Genomic DNA, 17,594 nt, shown 5'->3' with positions numbered 1-17,594 from the left:
CCCCGGAAAGACCTAAGGGCTGATGGCGCTGGTCACGGCAGCAAGCGCTGTTCCTTCGCTACCGACACCGCCCCGGCGCGAGTGTCCACGCCGAGTTTGGCGTAGATGCGGCCCAGGTGGGTCTTCACCGTGGCCTCGCTGATGAACAGGGCCTTGGCGATGTCGCGGTTGCCCAGGCCCTGGGCGAGCTGGGTGAGGATGTCGCGTTCGCGGTCGGTGAGGGTGGGGCGCGGGGCGCGCATGTTGGCCATCACGCGGCTGGCCACCGGGGGCGAGAGGGTCGTACGGCCCCGGGCCGCGGCGTGGATCGCGGCGAAGAGTTCCTCGGGACGTTCGGCCTTCAGGAGGTAGCCGGTTGCGCCCGCCTCGATCGCGCGGGTGATGTCCGCGTCCGTGTCGTACGTGGTCAGGACCAGTACGTGGGGCGCTCTTTCCGTGGCGGTGAGGCGGCGGGTGGCTTCCACGCCGTCGATGCCGGCGCCGAGCTGGAGGTCCATGAGGACGACGTCGGGGTGGAGTTTCGCGGCGAGGGCGAGGACCTCCTCGCCGGTGCCCGCCTCCCCGAGGACCTCGATGTCCGGTGCGCTGTCCAGCAGGGCCAGGAGGCCGGCCCGTACGACCACGTGGTCGTCGCAGAGCAGGATGCGTACGGGTGATTGTCCTGGGGAAGTGGCCGCGTTCGGGGGCGTGTTCACTGTGTTTGCTCCAGGGGAAGCGAGGGTCGTTCCAGCGGAATCGCGGCGGTCAGGACGGTGCCCTCGCCGGGGGCCGACTCGACGGTGAGGGTGCCGCCGAGCTGGTGGACCCGGGCGCGGATCGCCGGGATGCCGTGGCCGCGTACTCCGGTGGGTGTGTCGGGGAGCGCTGCCGGGTCGAAGCCGCGGCCGTTGTCCGCGATGTCCAGGACGACCTGGTCGTCGAGGGTGGTGAGGGTGAGCGCCGCGGTGGTTGCGGCGGCGTGTTCGCGTACGTTTGCCAGGGCGCCCTGGGCGATACGGAGCAGGGCCGACTGCACCAGGTCGGGCAGCGGGGCGCCGGTGGCGTCGTCGATGTGGACGCGGACCGTGAGGCGGTCGTGGCTCTCGCGGGCGGCGAGGGCGTGCAGCGCTTCGGGGAGGCCGCCTCGGGAGAGGTCGGCGGGGGCCAGGTCGTGGACGAAGCGGCGGGCCTCGGTGAGGTTGTGCTCGGCGATCGACGCGGCGGTACGGACGTGGCCGCGGGCCTTGGCCGGGTCGGCGTCCCAGGTGCGTTCGGCGGCCTGGAGCAGCATCCGCTGGCTGGACAGGCCCTGGGCGAGCGAGTCGTGGATCTCCATGGACAGGCGCTGGCGTTCGGCGAGGGTGCCTTCGCGGCGTTCGGTGGCGGCCAGTTCGCGGCGGGTGCGGACCAGGTCGTCGATCAGGGCGCGCTGCCGGGCCGCCTGCCGTTGCATGTACATGAAGATCGCGGTGGCGAAGGTGGCGACGGCTGCCGGGCCGATCACCAGGTCCAGATCGAAGCGCTGGGCCAGGGTGAGCTGGGCGATGATCACGAAGACGGTGAGGACGGCGACCAGGACGTACGCGGCCCGCGGCGGAAGGGTACGCAGCGCCGCGTAGAAGAGGGGGACCGCGACCCAGGCGAAGCTCGGGGCAAGGTCCACCAGTACCGCCCACACCACGACGACCGTGCCCAGCCACACCAGGCGGCGGGCCGGTGGCCAGGGCACGCGGGCGCCGGGCGGCAGCTGGGGGACGGCCGGGGCGCTCCGGCCGGGCCCGGTGACGTACAGCCCCGCGACGTACAGCACGGCCAGTACCACCGCCAGCGCGATCACCCACGGCGCGTGCGCCTCGCTGCCGTGCCGCTGGATGAACCGGGCCATGGACGAGCCGAGCAGCAGGAAGAACGTCACATGCATGACGGTCGCCAGCCGACGGGCGTCCGGATCGCCGTCGCGCGGTTGTGGTTGTTGTACGGGTTGCGATGGTCGCGGCAGCGGTTGCGGCTGCTGTCCGCTTGCGTGCACTGTGTACCGTCCTTCCGGCCGACCCGGGCCGCTGTCCGGGCCCTCGCGCCCCAGCACCCTCTGAACTGGGCAAACGCTCCCATTGTTCCCCGCCCGGGCAGGGCCGGGGTCATCCGATCGGTTGACCCCTGTATCCACCATCCCGCGTGCTGTATGCAGCCGACACACCGACGGGGAGCAGGGGGATACGGCTCCAGGATGGATCTCAGAGCCGGACGGCACGAACACCGGACGAACCGGCCCCGAGAATCCGAGACTCCCTGGAGTTGGCACCCATGAAGCACGCCGAGCACGCTGAGCACGCCCAGAACGTCAACCACGTCAACCACGGCCACCACGCCAAGAAGGTCTCGAAGCGCGCCCGCGTCGTCGGCGGCGGTGCCCTTGCCGCCGCCCTCGTCCTCGGCGGCGTCGGCGCCTGGTCGGCGAGCGCGTCCTCCGCGGCCCCGGCCGCCCCGGCTGCCGTCAAGGCCGACGCGCAGAGCGACAACCTCATGCAGTCCACCCACCTGACCGTCGCGGCCGCCACCGACGCCGCCCAGGCCGTACTGGACGCCGCGAAGAAGGAGAACCAGCGCGTCTCCGTCGCCGTCGTGGACCGCAACGGCAACACCATCGTCGAGCTGCGCGGCGACGGCGCCGGGCCGCAGTCCTACGAGTCGGCCGTGAAGAAGGCGTACACCGCCGTCTCCTGGAACGCCCCGACCTCCGAGCTGGTCAAGCGCCTGGAGAACGCCCCGACGCTGAAGGACATCCCCGGCACCCTGTTCCTCGCCGGCGGCGCCCCGGTCAGCGCCAAGGGCGCGCCGATCGCCGGTATCGGTGTCGCCGGTGCCCCGTCCGGTGACCTGGACGAGAAGTTCGCCCGGGCCGGTGTCGCCGAGCTCGCGAAGGCCGGCGAGTAACCATCGACATGTCGACGGCACCGCGCGTTCGTGCAGCGCTGAGGGCAGGGATCGGTATCGCGGTGCGTACGAAGATGGCGACGACCACGTCCGTGCTGCGTGCACGTATCTGCGCACGCATGCCCCGGAACTCAAGGAGTACCACCATGAACGCGCTCGACCGCGAGCTGCTGGAAGCAGCGGCGAACGGTGCCGTCGACGCCGTGCGCGCCGCCCTCGACGGGGGCGCCGCGGTGGACGCCCGGGACGAGCACCGGCGTACCCCCTTGCTGCTGGCCGCGCTCGGCGACCATGTGGCCGCGGCGGAAGTGCTGGTCGCCGCCGGTGCGGACCCGAACGCCCAGGACGACCGCCGCGACAGCCCCTGGCTGGTCACCGGCGTCACCGGCAGCGTCGCCATGATGCGTACATTGCTCCCGGCGGGGCCCGACCTGAGGGTGACGAACCGATTCGGCGGTATCTCGCTCATCCCGGCGAGCGAGCGCGGTCACGTGGACTACGTCCGGGCCGTGCTCCGCGAGACCGACATCGATGTGGACCATGTGAACCAGCTCGGCTGGACCGCCCTGCTGGAGGCCGTCATCCTCGGCGACGGCGGCCGCGCCCACCAGGAAATCGTCGACCTGCTGATCACCGCCGGGGCCACCTCGCGCCTGCCGGACGCCGACGGTGTCACCGCGCTCGAACATGCGGAGCGGCGCGGTTTCACGGAGATCGCGGGTTTGCTGAGGGCTGTGAGGTGAGGGGCGGTGATGGTGACGGTGAGGGGCGTACGGTGAGGCGGGCCGGGCTCGCAGTGCCGCGGGCGCTCGGGCTGGGGCTGGGGCTCGGCCTCGTCACGACCCTCGCGCTCGTCGCTGGGTGCGCGCCTCAGGGAAGCGACAACTCCCCGTCCTCAAAGCCGCCCGCAAAGGCGAGTTCATCCACAACACCCAAGGCGAAGAAGGCCCCCGCGCCCTCCGGTCGTACCCCTTCCGGCACCCTCCTCGTCGCCGACTTCGGCGCCGACACCGTGACGTTCATCGACCCCGACCGGGGCGCGTTCGACTCCGTGCGGGTCGGCACCGCCCCGTACGGGCTCGTCGTGGGCGACGACGGCCGGGCCTGGGTCGCCACCGCGGAGGGCATAGCCGTCGTCGACACCGCGGAGCGCAAGCGGGTCGACCGCATACCGTATGAGACCGACGGTATCGGGGAGCCGACGTACGGCGAGTACCGCGGCGGCGGCATGGGGATCGCCCTCGCCCCCGATGGCCGTCATGTATACGTCGGCGTCAACCGGCCCGGCGGCAACGGCACCGTCGAAGCCGTCGACACCCGCACTCTGAAGGTCACGGGCGTCGCGGAGGTGGGCCGTCGACCGTTCGATGTGGACGTCTCGCGTGACGGGCGCGAGGTGTACGCCACGGACCATGACTCCTTCGACGTGACCGTCGTCGCGGCCGGCTCCCTGCGGACCCGGCGCATCGAGGTCGCCCCGTACGGCACCGAAGGCGGCCTCGGCTCCTGGCTCAAGCCGCACTACGCCGCCGTACGCCCGTCGGACGGAAAGCTGTTGCTGCCGTTCGAGGGGGAGCGGCTGGTCGTCCTCGACCCGAAGACGGGCCGGTCCCGTATCGAGAAGATGACCGCCAACACTCATCAGCACGGTGCCACGATCACCGCCGACGGCACACTGCTCGCCGTCGGCACGGGCCCGATCGACCCGGCCCAGGACAAGGGCCCGTCGCTGACGGTGCGCGACCCGGAGGGCCGGGAGAAGGTGATCCCGCTGGACGGCCCCCACGAGGACGTCACCGTATCCCGTGACCTCCATACTGCATACGTCACCGGCGGCTTCACCCGCGACGGCTACTGGAACGGCATCACGGTGGTGGACCTGGACTCCGGTAAGACCCGACGCCTCGCGGCGGGGGAACGTCCATTGGGAATCGCGGTCCTGTGACGGCCTGTCAGCCATCGAGGGGCCCAGGGGCTCCGGCCGGCCACCGGCCGGCCACGCCTGCCCGCCGCAAAAGCGGAGAGCTCTGAGTTCCTGGGCCTGGGGTCGCTGGGGTTCCTGGTTCCGCGGCTGCGCAGGACGGGCGGCGGACTATCCCCGTCTCCATGCCCGCGCAGGCATAGCAGACCCGGGAATTGGTATTCGACATGCATGAGGCGCCCGTCCGAGGATGGCCGTACCGTCCTCACCCCCGACGGGCGCCGATTGCTTACCGGTGCGTCTTTTCAAGGCAGCCGAAAGGAAAGCCGATGACCTCTTCCCCGCTCAGGACGGCCGTGATCGCCGGACACCCCCTCACTTTCGACGTGCACGGCAGCGCGGAGAATCCCACCGTCGTCCTGCTGAGCGGCTGGTGCCAGGACCACCGCCTCTTCGATCCGCTGCTTCCGCACCTCGCGGACACCCACCACGTCATCCGGATCGACTGGCGCGGCCACGGCGAGGACCGCAGTCCCGTCGCCGACTTCGGTTACCGGGAACAGGCCGATGACGTCATCGCCGTACTGGACGAACTCGGCATCGGGACTTTCCTTCCCGTCTCCACCTCGCACGGCGGCTGGGCCAATGTGGAAATCGCGGACCGGCTCGGAACGGCGCGCGTACCCCGGTCCCTCGTCATCGACTGGATCATGACGCCGGCGGCCCCGGAGTTCCTCGCCGGCCTCGAAGCGAGCCAGGACCCCGAGCACTGGACCGAGGCCCGCCAGAGCCTTTTCGACGTATGGCTGGCCGGCAGCTCCCACGAAATCGTGCGACACCACCTGGAAAAGGAAATGGCCGCATTCGACTACGAGATGTGGGCCCGTTCCTGCCGCGTCATCGCCGATGCCTACGGGCGCTGGGACTCGCCCCTGCAGCGGATGCAGGCGATGAGCGAGCACCGGCCGATGAGGCACCTGTTCTCGCAGCCCAGCGCGCCCGAGTACGTGCAGGCGCAGGCCGACTTCCAGGCCGCGCACTCCTGGTTCTCCTACCGGCAGGTGCGGGGCGAGACGCATTTCCCGACCCTGGATTCTCCGGGCGTGGTCGCGGAGGAAATCCGATCCTGCACGTCCTCGTCGGCCGTCTGATACGGACGTGTCCGACGTGACCGAGGCATCCGACCCGAGTATCGACGCCGCGTACAACGTGCGGCTGAGCGTCGACGAAGAAGAATTTCAGCGCACCGTCGCCGCTTACCGGACCGAGTCGGAGCGCGCGACGCGCGACCTGCCCGGCCACTTGGCGATCCCGTACGACGAACGCAGCGGCGAACGGCTCGACGTATGGGGAATCGGCGACCGGCCACGTCCGGTGTTCCTCGTCATTCACGGCGGTTACTGGCGGATGCTGTCGCGCCAGGACACCGCGTTCATGGCGCGGGCGTTCAGCGATGCCGGAATCGCGACGGTTGCCGTCGATTACTCGCTCGCCCCTGCCGTGACATTGGAGGAAATCGTCCGGCAGGTGCGGGCCGCCGTGGCGTGGGTCCATCACCACGGTACGGAATACGGCCTGGACCCGCGGCGGATCGTCGTCGGCGGCAGTTCGGCCGGCGGGCACCTCACGGCGGCGACCATGGTCGGGGGATGGCAGGAGGAATGGGGCCTTCCCGCGGACGTGGTGAAGGGCGGGCTGCCGATCAGCGGGCTATTCGACCTCCGCCCGCTCGTGCGTTCCTTCACCAATGAATGGCTGCGGTTGGACGAAGAGCGGGCGGCCGATCTGAGTCCGCTGTTGTCGGCCGACACCTGCGGCCCGCGCGCCGTGGTGGCCGTCGCCGAGCACGACGGGACGGGATTCCTCGACCAGAGCAGGCGGTTCCACGCCGCCTGGTCGGCGCACTCCGCCGGCGAACTCCTGGTCGTACCCGGACGGCACCACTACGACGTCTTCCTGGACCTGGCAGACCCGACGTCCGTGCTGTTCAGGAAGGCGCTGGAACTGTTCCACGGTACGGAGAACGCATAAGAGCCTTTGGCTGAACCCGGGCCTGGCTGCTGTGTTGGTGCACAGCAGCCAGGCCCGGGCGCGCTCCTGCGCGTGTTACGTGCGCTTGCGGGTGCCCACGCCCACGACGTCCAGATCGCGGCCCACGATCAGCTTCCCGGAGTAGTGGCGTTGCGCGCGGCGCCACTTGTGTTCCGGCCAGTTGCCGGGGGCGAGGTGGGTGAGGACGAGCGTGGGGACGCCGGCCTCGTCGGCTATCGGGCCGACGTCCTCGACGACCGTGTGCGCCGTGAGGATGTGCTGGAACAGTGCCTCCGCGGCGTCGTCGCGGGGCTCGGGTATGAAGCCTTCGAGCCACTCCCGGTCCATGACCTCGTGGACCAAGATGTCGGCGTCCCGCGCGAGTTCGACGAGGTTGGGGCTGGGGCTGGTGTCGCCGGAGAAGACCACCGAGCCGTCGTCCGTGTCGAAGCGGAAGGCCAGGGCCGGGAAGGCCGGGGCGTGCTGGACGAGCGTCGCCGAGACCCGGACCCGGTCGTCCTCGTAGAACGGCACCGGGCTCATCCGGGGATGCGGGTTCCCGTTCGGGTCCGCCACCAGGTGTGCGGGGAGTGGGACGTCGTGTGCGGAGTACACGGCCGAGGGCACCGGTCTGCGGTTGTCGAAGACGCGGTCGTTGATGTCGGTGGCGAACGCCCGGATGAGGAGGCCGACCATGTCGGCGGTTCCGGGGGTGGGGTTGTCCGGCGCCGTCACCGGGGGCGTGGGTGGCGGACCGAAGCGGGGCGGCAGCGCGCCGCGGTCTCCCGGGCCCCAGATCTGTACGGGCCGGTCGACCTGTGGCAGGCCGTTGGCGAGCCCTTCGGTGAGCAGGTTGTTGAGGTCGACGATGTGGTCGGAGTGCAGATGCGTGAGGAAGATGGCGCGCAGCTGGTTCAGTGGTCCACCGTCGACATCGTCCCAGGTACCGAGCTTCGCCCTGCGCAGCTGCGGCCCGACGCCGTAGCCCGCGTCGATCACGTAGTAACGGTCGCCGACCACGAGGGCCGAGGCGATGCCCTGTCGCGTGGTGCCCGGCCACCAGGCGGGGCCGCCGGACGTGCCGAGCAGGACGAGGCGCGTGTGGTGGTCGCTGCCGGACTGGCGCGGCGGCAGGTCGGGGGCCGCCTGCTCGGGGGCGGCCTGGCCGGCCGCTGCCGCCGGGGTGGCCGCTGCTGCCGGTGTGGCGGCGCCGACCGTCAGCGCGGCGGTGCCGCCGAGCAGTCCGGCGAGCGCCGCGCGGCGGTCCAGGCCCGCGCGCAGGGCGTGGGATACGAGGTCACACACGGTCGGCTCCCTGTGGGTAGGCGGCCGCGAAGTGGGCCGAGGCCATGCGTTCGGCGTGCGCGAACCACTGGAGGATGTCGTCCGGGCCGTGCTTCGGAAGACTGGCTGCGGTCTGCTGTATACGGTCGAGCGCGCTGTTGGCCCGGGAGCGCACCGCGTTGAGGTCGTGACCGACGAGCCGCCCGTGGCGCTTGCGGACCCGGCCGTTGACCAGGACGGTGTCCACGTCCGCCGCGGTCGACTGGAGTACGACGGACCCGGCGGGAAAGCTGGAGCGGACCAGGTCCATGCGGGGCGAGACGACGATGAGGTCCGCCTTCTTGCCGGGGGTCAGCGATCCGATCTCAGCGCCCAGTCCGATCGCGTCCGCACTGTTACGGGTGGCCCAGGTGAGCGCGTCCCGTACGCCCAGGCCGACACCGACCGGCATCCGGCCGCTCCGGTGCACCGCGTCGTGGTCGAGACAGCGCTGGAACTGCAGCCCGAGCCGCATCTGCGAGAAGAGGTCGCCGGAGCCGACGCACACGATGTCCGTACTGAGGGCCGGTGCCAGGCCGTGGTCGAGCGCCGGCCGGAAGGGCGGGAACCCCATGCCCATCTGCATCTCGGTCTCGGGGGCGATGGTCACCTTCCCGCCGGTGCGGGCGATGAGTTCCCACTCGGCGTCGTCGAGTGCGGGGCAGTGGATGTGGAGGTGGCCGGGGCGCAGCAGTCCGTGCCGGTCCAGCTCGCGCAGGCCCCGGAGGAGTACGGAATTCGGCGCGGCGCCCGTGTGCGAGGCCGCCATGATGCCGAGCTCGCCCGCCTGCCGGATCTCCGCCGCGGTGGCGGCGAACGGCACGGTTCCGAAGTCGCTCAGCAGCATGCCCATGCGCGACATGTCGTCGTCGGTGGCGAAGTACTCGGCACGCAGCGCCGCGGCATCCTTGAGGCGGTCGTCGTGTGAAGTAAAGACAGGCGAGGTGAAGGCAGTCGGCTGCACATCGTATGCCTGCATACCGTAGGCGTATACGGAGCGGATGCCGGCGGCGCGCAGAGACTCGACGCCGGCGCGGGCGTGCTCGCGACTGTTCACGCAGTCACAGCAGTCGAAGACGGTCGTCACACCGGAATCCAACGCCTCCAACGCCCCGACCAGCGAGGCAGCGCCGAGATCCGCGGCCTGGAGGATCGAGCCGATGCCGTGGAAGGTCGACGCGAGGAACTCCAGCAGCGACTGGTCGGCGGAGACGGCACGCAACAGCGCCAGCCACGTATGCCGATGACTGTCGACCATCCCCGGCAGCACGAAACCGCCGCCCGCGTCGATCACCTCCGCGTCGACGCCCGCGAACTCCTCCGCGGTGCGCCCGACGGCGGCGATCCGGTCGTCCTCGATGAGGACGGCGCCGGACGGCAGCTCGCCGCGCTCGTCGTCCATCGTGATCACATGGCCTCCGGTGACCACGGTCCGCGTGACGCTCATGAAAAAACAACCTCCGGCATGGCATGTCCTCCGGTGTATCCGTGCAAGGGCAGTCGGGTGCGTCGGCCGTGGCCGAAATGCGTGCTGAGCTCTGTGGTGGATGCTGCCGACGCGGCGCGGATCGCGCCAATACTTGTTCGCCCCCGCCCCATGCCCGTCCGGCTATAGGTGCCTTCCCGGAGCTGGGCAATCGGCTATACGGTCATGGTCATGGACCTCCCCCGCCTCCTCGACGGACGCCTGAAGCTGCGGCACTTGATCCTCGTCGACGCCCTGTCCGAGCAGGGCAGCGTCGTCGGCGCCGCGGCCGCCCTGCACGTCACCCAGCCGGTCGTGACGCGCGGACTGCACGACCTGGAGGCGATCCTCGGGGTCTCGCTGTACGAGCGGGGGCCGCGCGGGATCACCCCGAGCGTCTTCGGGGCGGCGTTCACCGACCACGCCCGGGCCGTCCTCGCGCAGCTGAACCAGGCTGCCAAGCACGTGGCCGAGATCGCCGAGGCCGACCGGGGCACCGTGGTCGTCGGCACGCACCTCGCCGGATCCAACCTGCTGCTGCCCCGCGCCATCGCGGCCCTCAAAGCGGACCACCCGCTGCTGACCGTTGTGGTGCGCGAGGCGACTCCGGAGGCGCTGCTGATCGATCTGGAGGCGGGCCGGATCGACCTGATCGTCGGCAGGCTGACCTCGCCGACGACCGGGTCCACCAGCGTCGAGAGCCTCCATGACGAGTCGGTGAGGGTCGTGGTGGGCACCGACCACCCGGCGACCCGGCGCGCCGACCTCGCCCTGCCGGACCTGATGGACTTCCCCTGGATCCTGCCCGGTACGGAGACGGTGCTGCGCCGGGAGCTGGAGGAGCTCTTCGTACGCAACGGGATCGCCCTGCCGGAGAACCGCGTCGAATGCACCTCGTTCCTCACGGTCCGGCAGCTGCTCATCGAGACCGATGTCGTCGCCGTACTGCCGGGCCTCATCGGCCGCGACGACCCGCGCCTGACCGCCCTCCCGCTCTCTCTGGACCTCATCGGCCACAGCGTCGGCGTCACACTGCCCACGGGCCGCCCCCTCAGCCCGTCGGCACAGGCGCTGCTGAACACCTTGCGCACCATCGCGGCGGAGCTCGACTGAACGGCGCGTCGAGCTCCCGGCCGGCCGGCGACACGGCGAATTGGGCGGAATGTGGATTTTGCATGATTTAGGATGAGTGCGCCGCAGTCATCGCCACGTCACCGACAGCAGAGGCCAGGTCATGCGCCCACCTTCCGGCTCTGTTCCTACGAGGCCGCGTCGGCCCGGCTCTGTCGCGGCGGGGCCGACGGTTCTGGCGTCGGAGGTGGTCACACCGCCGTACCGCTACCGGCAGGAGGAGATCGCCTCGGCCTTCGCGAAGGCGTGCTTGGGGCACGACCGGGCGGCGCGCCAGGTGCTCGAGAAGATCTCCGCGAACGCGGGCGTCCGCACCCGGCACATGGCGCTGCCGCTGGCGGAGTACCGGAAGCTGGACGGCTTCACCGCGGCGAACGAGGTCTGGCGAACGACCGCCCTCGACCTCAGTGAACGGGCGCTGCGCGGGGCCCTGGAGACCGCCGGCATCCTTCCCGAGGAAGTCGATGTGGTGGTCAGTACTACGGTGACCGGCCTCGCCGTCCCCTCTCTGGAAGCCCGGCTCGTGCAGCGGCTCGGGCTGCGCGAGGACGTCAAACGGGTCCCGCTGTTCGGCCTGGGCTGCGCGGCCGGCGCGGCGGGTGTGGCCCGGATGCACGACTACTTGCGCGGCTTCCCCGATCAGGTGGCCGTGCTGCTCTCCGTGGAGCTGTGTTCCCTGACTGTGCAGCGGACCGACGCGTCGACGGCCAACCTGGTGGCGCTGAGCCTGTTCGGTGACGGGGCCGCGGCGGTGGTGGCGGTGGGGGAGCGCCGGGCGGAGGGCCGTACGGAGGGCCGAGCGGGTCCCGAGATCGTGGCGACCCGCAGCCGTCTCTACCCGGACAGCGAGGACGTGATGGGCTGGCGCATCGGTGCCCACGGTTTCGGCATCGTGCTGTCACCGGACGTGGCCACGGTCGCGGAGGAGCAACTGCCCAAGGATGTATACGGTTTTCTCGACGACCGTGGACTGTCGCCGGAATCCCTTGATGCCTGGATCTGCCATCCGGGCGGGCCGAAGGTCATTCAGGCGGTGGAGCGCGCGTTCGGGCTGGGGCCCGATGTGCTGGCGCACACCCGCGACTCGCTGGCCGGCCTCGGCAACCTCTCCTCCGCCTCCGTACTCGACGTCCTGCGCCGCACGATGGCCGCGCCACCGCCCGCCGGGAGCTGGGGCCTGCTCACCGCGATGGGCCCGGGATTCGCGAGCGAGCTGGTGCTGCTGCGCTGGTGACGACGAATCCGCCGGGCCCACGACAAGCCGATACGGGCCCACGACAAGCCGATACGGGCTCACGACAAGCCGGCACAATCACGCAAAGGAGCTGTTCATGTCCTCCTCCGTATCCGGTCCGGACCTGCAGGAACGCCTGGTGGCGCACATCGGCGAGCTGACCGCGCTGCCGCCCGAGGAGCTGCTGCCCGAGCGGACCTTCCGGGAACTGGACATCGATTCGCTCGCGTTGGTCGAGCTGATCGTGGCGATCGAGAACGACACCGGCCTCGACCTGCCGCCCGAGCTGCCCGGGGTGGACCGCGACACGACACTGGCCGAGGCGGCCCGCGTCCTCGAAACGCTCAGCGTGACGGCCGCCGAGGGGCCGGGCGCGGCAGAAGGACCAGGCGCGGCCGACGCGGGTGTTCCCCATGCGCGCGGATGACGTCGCGGTAACCGGTCTGGGGCTGGTGACCGCGGCGGGAACGGGCGCCGGAGAGTTCTGGCATACATTGTGCGCCGGACGGTCGACCGCCCGGCGCGACCCCGCGCTCGCCGCCCTCCCGCACACCTTCTCCTGCCGGGCCGACGGCTTCGAGCCCGAACGGGAGCTGGGCGGCCGGCTGAGCAGACGGCTGGACCGTTTCACCCAACTCGGCCTGTACGCGGCGCAGCAGGCGGTACTGGACGCCAAGCTCGACCCGGGCACAGAAAACGCCCCGGCCTCGTGGGCACCGGAGCGCGTGGGCGTCGTCCTCGGCGTGGGCAGCAACAGCCTGGACCGCTACGCACCGGAATTCGGCCGCCTGGCAGCGGGCCGCCCCACGAAGATCTCCCCGTACGCACTGCCCCGCAGCGTCCCCAACATGGCCGCCGGAGAAGTGGCGATCCACCTCGGCTGCCGCGGCCCCAACTTCGTCACCAGCAGCGCCTGCGCCTCGGGAGCCACCGCCATCGGCGTCGCACGCGATCTGCTGCGCTCAGGAACCTGCGACGTGGTACTCACCGGCGGTACCGAGTCGGGCCTGGCACCCATGGCCGTCGCCGGTTTCGGACAGCTGGGGGTGCTCTCGCGCGGCGGAACGGACCGCGGAACGGACCGCGGAACGGACCGCGGAACGGACGACGGTGCGTACGGCAGTACGGACGGCAGTACCGGGCGCCGCGAGCCCTCCTGCAGACCTTTCGACACCGCACGCGATGGCTTCGTACTGGGCGAGGGCGCCGCCGTCCTGGTACTGGAGTCCGGCGCGCACGCCCGTGCGCGGTGCGCCCCCGTCCGGGCACTCCTGCGCGGCTACGGCGCGTCCGCCGACGCCCATCACACGACGGCCCCGCATCCGGAGGGGCGCGGCGCCGAACAGGCGGTACGCAGCGCGCTGGCCGACGCGGGCTGCACCCCCGGCGACATCCACCACGTGAACGCACACGGCACGGCGACCGTGGTGGGCGACGCCGTGGAGGCGGCCGTACTGCGGCGGGTCTTCGGCGAGCCGCCGCCCGTCACCGCGGCCAAGAGCATCACCGGCCACGTCCTGGGCGCCTCGGGGGCGATCGAAGCGGCGGCCACGGTGCTGTCCCTGCAGGAGCAGACCGTGCCGCCGACCGCCAACCTCGCCCATCCCGATCCGGCCCTGGACCTGGACGTGGTCGCCGGACGCCCGCGCCCGGTGCCGATGGACGCCGCACTGACCTCATCCTTCGGCTTTGGAGGGCAGAATGCCGTTCTTGTCTTCACCACTGCCTGATCCGGTATTCGATCCCCTCGCGACGTTCCCCGCGACGTTCCCCTCCGTGCCGGTGTGGTGCGCCGTGCTGCTGCTGGCCGTCGCCCTCGAACGGCTGGCGGAACTGCTGGTGTCGGTACGCCACACCCGCTGGGCCCGGGAGCGGGGCGGCGTCGAGCACGGCAGCGGCCACTATCCGGCGATGGTCGCCGTGCACACCGGGTTGCTGATCGGCATGTGGGCGGAGGTCGCCCTCGCCCACCGCCCGTTCGTGCCGGCGGTCGGCTGGCCGGCGCTCGGCATCGTGGTGGCGACGCAGGTGGTGCGCTGGTGGTGCGTGCGCTCCCTCGGCCCGCGCTGGAACACCCGGGTGATCGTCGTGCCCGGGCTGCCACTGGTCGAGCGCGGCCCGTACCGCCGGCTGCGGCACCCCAACTACCTCGTGGTGACCCTGGAGGGGGCCGCGCTGCCTCTCGTGCACTCGGCCTGGCTCACCGCGCTGCTGTTCACGGTCGCCAATGCCCTCGTACTCGCCGTCCGGCTGCGGGTGGAGAACGCGGCGCTGGAACCGTCGGCCTCGTGAGCGTGCCGAGTACCGCATACAGTCGGCCGGGTACCGGATACGACACCGACGTGCTGGTCGCCGGGGGCGGGCCAGCGGGTCTGGCCACCGCCGTGTACGCGGCCCGCGCCGGGTTCTCCGTACTCGTCTGTGAGCCCCGCACCGCCCCGGTGGACAAGGCGTGCGGCGAGGGCATCATGCCGGGTGGTGTGCGCAGGCTCGCGGAGTTGGGAGTGCGCCCCGTCGGCATGCCGTTCTCCGGTATCGAGTACGCCGACCTCGCCGGCCGTCGCGTCCGGGCGTCCTTCAGCGCCGGGTCCGGCCTGGGCGTACGACGCACCGAGCTGCACTCCGCGTTGGCGCGGGCCGCCAAGGAGGCCGGCGCCCAGTGGAGCCCCACGCGCGTCACCCATGTCGCGCAGGACACCTCCGGCGTCACGGCCGCGGGCGTGCGGGCGCGGTGGCTGATCGCCGCCGACGGCCTGCACTCGCCCGTACGACGCCACTTGGGCATCCCCGTCCGGAGTGGCACCCCCGCGCGCTTCGGACTGCGCCGTCACTGGCAGTGCGCTCCCTGGACCGACGCCGTGGAGGTGACCTGGGGGCAGCACGCGGAGGCGTACGTGACGCCCGTCGGCCCGGACCAGGTCGGCGTCGCCGTACTGTACCGGCGGGCACTGACACCGCCCGCGTACGCACAATCCGCGTACGCACAGGAGGCCCCCGACACCTACACGGCGCTGCTGCGCTGCTTCCCGCAGCTGGCCGAGCGGCTCGCCGGAGCCCCGGCGGCCTCGGCGGTACGCGGTGCGGGGCCGCTGCGGCAGCGTCCGCAACGGCGCGTGCAGGGACGTGTCCTGCTGGTCGGCGACGCCGCGGGCTACGAGGACGCGCTGACCGGCGAGGGCGTCAGCCTGGCCGTCGCCCAGGCGCGGGCCGCCGTCGATGCCCTGGTGGCCGGGGCGCCCGGCGGCTACGAGCAGCGCTGGCGCAGGCTCACCCGGCGGTACCGGCTGCTCACCCGGGGACTGGTCATGGCGACCGCTGTTGCCCCCGTACGCGGTTTGCTGCTGCCTTGCTGTGCCGCCGCACCCGGCGCGTTCCGGCGAACGGTCGATCAACTGGCCCGATGAGACTGATGAGCCCGATGAGCCCGATGAGAGGGTGATGCACCCGTGCGCATGGTCGTCCGCGGCGAGACGTTCCTGGAGCGCGTCGCGCTGCGTACGCGGCTGGCCCCCGTGCCCGCCTTCGAGTCGCTGGCCGGCATGGCGCTGTCGGGCGCGCTCATCGCCGGCGTGCGGCTGGGCCTGTTCGAAGAACTCGCCCGACGGCCCGCCACCGCCGACGAACTGGCGTCCCGGCTCGCCCTGCGCACCGACACCACCCGGCTCCTGCTGGACGGCATCGAGGCGCTCGGCTACCTGCGCAGACGACGCGGCCGCTACGTACCGACCCGGCGGGCCCGGCGCTGGCTCCTGTCGGCGTCCCCCAGGTCCGTCGCCCATTTCGTCGCCAGCCACCAGGACTACTGGAATTGGTGGGCGAGCCTGCCGGACGTGGCCCGCGGCGGCACGGTCGTCGACCATCACACCGCGGCGACGGACGACCCGTACTGGCGGGAGTACATCATGGGCCAGTACGAGCTGGCGCGGTTCAGCGCACCGGAGCTGGCGGCGGCGCTCCCCGTGCCCGACGGCGCCCGCCGGGTACTGGATGTCGGCGGCGGGCACGGCTGGTTCGCGGCGCAGCTGTGCCGCCGGCATCCGGGGCTGCGCGCCACGGTGGTCGATCTTCCGGGCAGCGCGGCCGTCGGCAGGGAGATCATCCGCACGGCGGGCTACGGCCACCTGGTCGAGCATCGCGAAGGCGACGCCCGCAGCGCCGACTTCGGCTCCGGCTACGACGTGGCGCTCTGCCTGAACCTCATCCACCACCTGCAGCCGGACGAGATCACCGCCCTGTTCCGCCGGATCCACGCGGCGCTGCGGCCGGGAGGCGTCCTTGCCGTCCTCGACCTCTTCAGCGACCCCGGCAGATCGCATCCGCACCCGCACCGCCCCGACGCCGCGGCGAGCTGCCTCGGCCTCCTCTTCCACCTCACCTCGGGCGCGTCCGTGTACAGCCCGGGGCAGCTCAACGAGTGGCTGCGCGAAGCGGGCTTCACCGAGCCCGAACGGACCCGGCTGCGCCGCATTCCGGCGCAATCCCTCTACGTGGCCATCGCCACCTGAGGACGGCCTCTGCCACCTGACGACGGCCTCTCTATCCATACGCTCAGCGTATAGATAAAAGCGCTCATGCATTATGCGGAAGCAGCGGACTCCCGCACGATCGGCACATGCACGCAGCCCCCGCCACCTCCGCCACCTCCGCCGCCCCCGCTCCGGACTCCCGCGCCGGGCGCCTGGTCGGCGTGGTCACGATGGCCGCCAGCGGCCTGTCCAACCAGGTCGGTGCCGCGGTCGGTTCGTTCGCCTTCCCGGTGCTGGGCCCGGTCGGTGTCGTCGCGGTACGCCAGTACGTCGCCGCGCTCGTCCTGTTGGCCGTCGGCCGGCCCCGGCTGCGCGCCTTCACCTGGCGGCAGTGGTGGCCGGTCCTGCTGCTGGCCGTGGTGTTCGGGACGATGAATCTGTCCCTGTACAGCGCCATCGACCGCATCGGCCTCGGGCTGGCCGTGACCCTGGAGTTCCTCGGCCCTGTGACCATAGCCCTGGCCGCCTCGCGACGCCGCGTGGACGCGTGCTGCGCGCTGGTCGCCGTGGCGGGCGTCGTCGTCCTGATGCGCCCGCGCCCGTCCGCCGACTACTTGGGAATGGGTCTCGGCCTGCTGGCCGCCGCCTGCTGGGCGTCGTACATCCTGCTCAACCGTACGGTCGGCCGCCGCATCCCCGGTGCGCAGGGATCGGCGGCCGCGGCCGCACTCTCAGCGCTGATGTTCCTGCCGGTCGGACTCGTCGTTGCCGTACGGCAACCGCCGACCGCAAGCGCGATTGTCTACGCCGTGGTCGCCGGCGTCCTCTCCTCAGCCGTGCCGTACCTCGCGGACCTGCTCACCCTCCGCCGCGTTCCGGCCCAGCTCTTCGGCCTCTTCATGAGCGTCAATCCCGTACTGGCCGCCGTGGTCGGTTTCCTGCTCCTCGACCAGCACTTGGGCTGGACGGAGGGAGCCGGTATCGGAGCCATCGTCGCTGCCAACGCGTGCGCCATCCTCACGCGGAGCGGACGCCGCGCGGGGCGCGCCGGGGAGGACGCCCTGCTGTGAGGCGGGGTCGGGAAGCCGGACGGCCATGACGACCGGTACA

The 17,594-nt window shown here is 71.5% G+C and carries 17 protein-coding genes; 13 read left to right on the top strand and 4 right to left on the bottom strand.

Annotation, left to right across the window (positions count from 1 at the left end; translation table 11 throughout):
- Window positions 1-32 precede the first annotated feature (32 nt).
- Both AB0I82_RS05230 and AB0I82_RS05225 read right to left on the bottom strand, forming a co-directional pair.
- Window positions 33-695 (bottom strand): response regulator transcription factor, encoded by a 663-nt coding sequence (locus AB0I82_RS05230; protein WP_363255701.1) that lies wholly within the window; start codon window positions 693-695, stop codon window positions 33-35.
- The gene (locus tag AB0I82_RS05225) at window positions 692-1,900 is read right to left on the bottom strand and encodes a sensor histidine kinase (RefSeq protein ID WP_363255700.1); all 1,209 of its coding nucleotides are present in this window, start codon (window positions 1,898-1,900) and stop codon (window positions 692-694) included. The genes AB0I82_RS05230 and AB0I82_RS05225 overlap by 4 nt, the downstream gene beginning before the upstream one ends.
- A 383-nt stretch (window positions 1,901-2,283) precedes the next feature.
- Between AB0I82_RS05225 and AB0I82_RS05220 the strand changes: the two genes are divergently transcribed.
- The 5 genes from AB0I82_RS05220 (at window position 2,284) to AB0I82_RS05200 (ending at window position 6,865) form a co-directional block, all read left to right on the top strand.
- Window positions 2,284-2,913 (top strand): heme-binding protein, encoded by a 630-nt coding sequence (locus AB0I82_RS05220; protein ID WP_363255699.1) that lies wholly within the window; start codon window positions 2,284-2,286, stop codon window positions 2,911-2,913.
- 146 nt (window positions 2,914-3,059) lie between these two features.
- Window positions 3,060-3,656 (top strand): ankyrin repeat domain-containing protein, encoded by a 597-nt coding sequence (locus tag AB0I82_RS05215; protein ID WP_363255698.1) that lies wholly within the window; start codon window positions 3,060-3,062, stop codon window positions 3,654-3,656.
- 53 nt (window positions 3,657-3,709) lie between these two features.
- Window positions 3,710-4,858, top strand: coding sequence for a hypothetical protein (locus AB0I82_RS05210; protein ID WP_363256084.1), 1,149 nt, complete (start codon window positions 3,710-3,712; stop codon window positions 4,856-4,858).
- Window positions 4,859-5,163: 305 nt separating this feature from the next.
- Entirely contained in the window at window positions 5,164-5,985 is an 822-nt protein-coding gene (locus tag AB0I82_RS05205) for an alpha/beta fold hydrolase (RefSeq protein ID WP_363255697.1), read from the top strand.
- A 7-nt stretch (window positions 5,986-5,992) separates the two neighbouring features.
- Entirely contained in the window at window positions 5,993-6,865 is an 873-nt protein-coding gene (locus AB0I82_RS05200; protein ID WP_363255696.1) for an alpha/beta hydrolase, read from the top strand.
- Window positions 6,866-6,940: 75 nt separating this feature from the next.
- Here the strand turns inward: AB0I82_RS05200 and AB0I82_RS05195 are convergent, their stop codons facing one another.
- Together AB0I82_RS05195 and AB0I82_RS05190 are read right to left on the bottom strand one after the other, a co-directional pair.
- Window positions 6,941-8,170 carry an MBL fold metallo-hydrolase gene (locus AB0I82_RS05195; RefSeq protein WP_363255695.1) on the bottom strand — a complete coding sequence of 410 codons (1,230 nt, stop codon included), beginning with the start codon at window positions 8,168-8,170 and terminating at the stop codon, window positions 6,941-6,943.
- Entirely contained in the window at window positions 8,163-9,635 is a 1,473-nt protein-coding gene (locus AB0I82_RS05190) for an amidohydrolase family protein (RefSeq protein ID WP_363255694.1), read from the bottom strand. The genes AB0I82_RS05195 and AB0I82_RS05190 overlap by 8 nt, the downstream gene beginning before the upstream one ends.
- A 210-nt stretch (window positions 9,636-9,845) precedes the next feature.
- Here AB0I82_RS05190 and AB0I82_RS05185 point away from each other — a divergent pair, with 210 nt between their 5' ends.
- The 8 genes from AB0I82_RS05185 (at window position 9,846) to AB0I82_RS05150 (ending at window position 17,554) form a co-directional block, all read left to right on the top strand.
- Window positions 9,846-10,766, top strand: coding sequence for a LysR substrate-binding domain-containing protein (locus tag AB0I82_RS05185; RefSeq protein WP_363255693.1), 921 nt, complete (start codon window positions 9,846-9,848; stop codon window positions 10,764-10,766).
- A 121-nt stretch (window positions 10,767-10,887) separates the two neighbouring features.
- Window positions 10,888-12,018 carry a type III polyketide synthase gene (locus AB0I82_RS05180; RefSeq protein WP_363255691.1) on the top strand — a complete coding sequence of 377 codons (1,131 nt, stop codon included), beginning with the start codon at window positions 10,888-10,890 and terminating at the stop codon, window positions 12,016-12,018.
- Window positions 12,019-12,115: 97 nt separating this feature from the next.
- Complete coding sequence (locus AB0I82_RS05175) at window positions 12,116-12,445, top strand: acyl carrier protein (protein ID WP_363255690.1); 330 nt, start codon at window positions 12,116-12,118, stop codon at window positions 12,443-12,445.
- Complete coding sequence (locus AB0I82_RS05170) at window positions 12,432-13,748, top strand: beta-ketoacyl-[acyl-carrier-protein] synthase family protein (RefSeq protein ID WP_363255689.1); 1,317 nt, start codon at window positions 12,432-12,434, stop codon at window positions 13,746-13,748. The genes AB0I82_RS05175 and AB0I82_RS05170 overlap by 14 nt, the downstream gene beginning before the upstream one ends.
- 52 nt (window positions 13,749-13,800) lie before the next feature.
- Window positions 13,801-14,310, top strand: a complete 510-nt coding sequence (locus AB0I82_RS05165; protein WP_363256083.1) for an isoprenylcysteine carboxylmethyltransferase family protein — start codon at window positions 13,801-13,803, stop codon at window positions 14,308-14,310.
- Window positions 14,307-15,422 carry an NAD(P)/FAD-dependent oxidoreductase gene (locus AB0I82_RS05160; RefSeq protein ID WP_363255688.1) on the top strand — a complete coding sequence of 372 codons (1,116 nt, stop codon included), beginning with the start codon at window positions 14,307-14,309 and terminating at the stop codon, window positions 15,420-15,422. Before AB0I82_RS05165 ends, AB0I82_RS05160 begins: the two co-directional genes overlap by 4 nt.
- A 48-nt stretch (window positions 15,423-15,470) precedes the next feature.
- A complete protein-coding gene (locus AB0I82_RS05155) occupies window positions 15,471-16,523 on the top strand; it encodes a class I SAM-dependent methyltransferase (protein ID WP_363256082.1) in 1,053 nt (350 codons plus the stop codon).
- A gap of 191 nt (window positions 16,524-16,714) precedes the next feature.
- A complete protein-coding gene (locus tag AB0I82_RS05150) occupies window positions 16,715-17,554 on the top strand; it encodes an EamA family transporter (RefSeq protein WP_363256081.1) in 840 nt (279 codons plus the stop codon).
- Window positions 17,555-17,594 lie beyond the last annotated feature (40 nt).

Origin of the sequence: Streptomyces sp. NPDC050315, from assembly GCF_040655775.1 — a bacterium.
Classification (GTDB): Bacteria; Actinomycetota; Actinomycetes; order Streptomycetales; family Streptomycetaceae; genus Streptomyces.
This window is presented reverse-complemented; position numbering and strand designations above follow the sequence as displayed.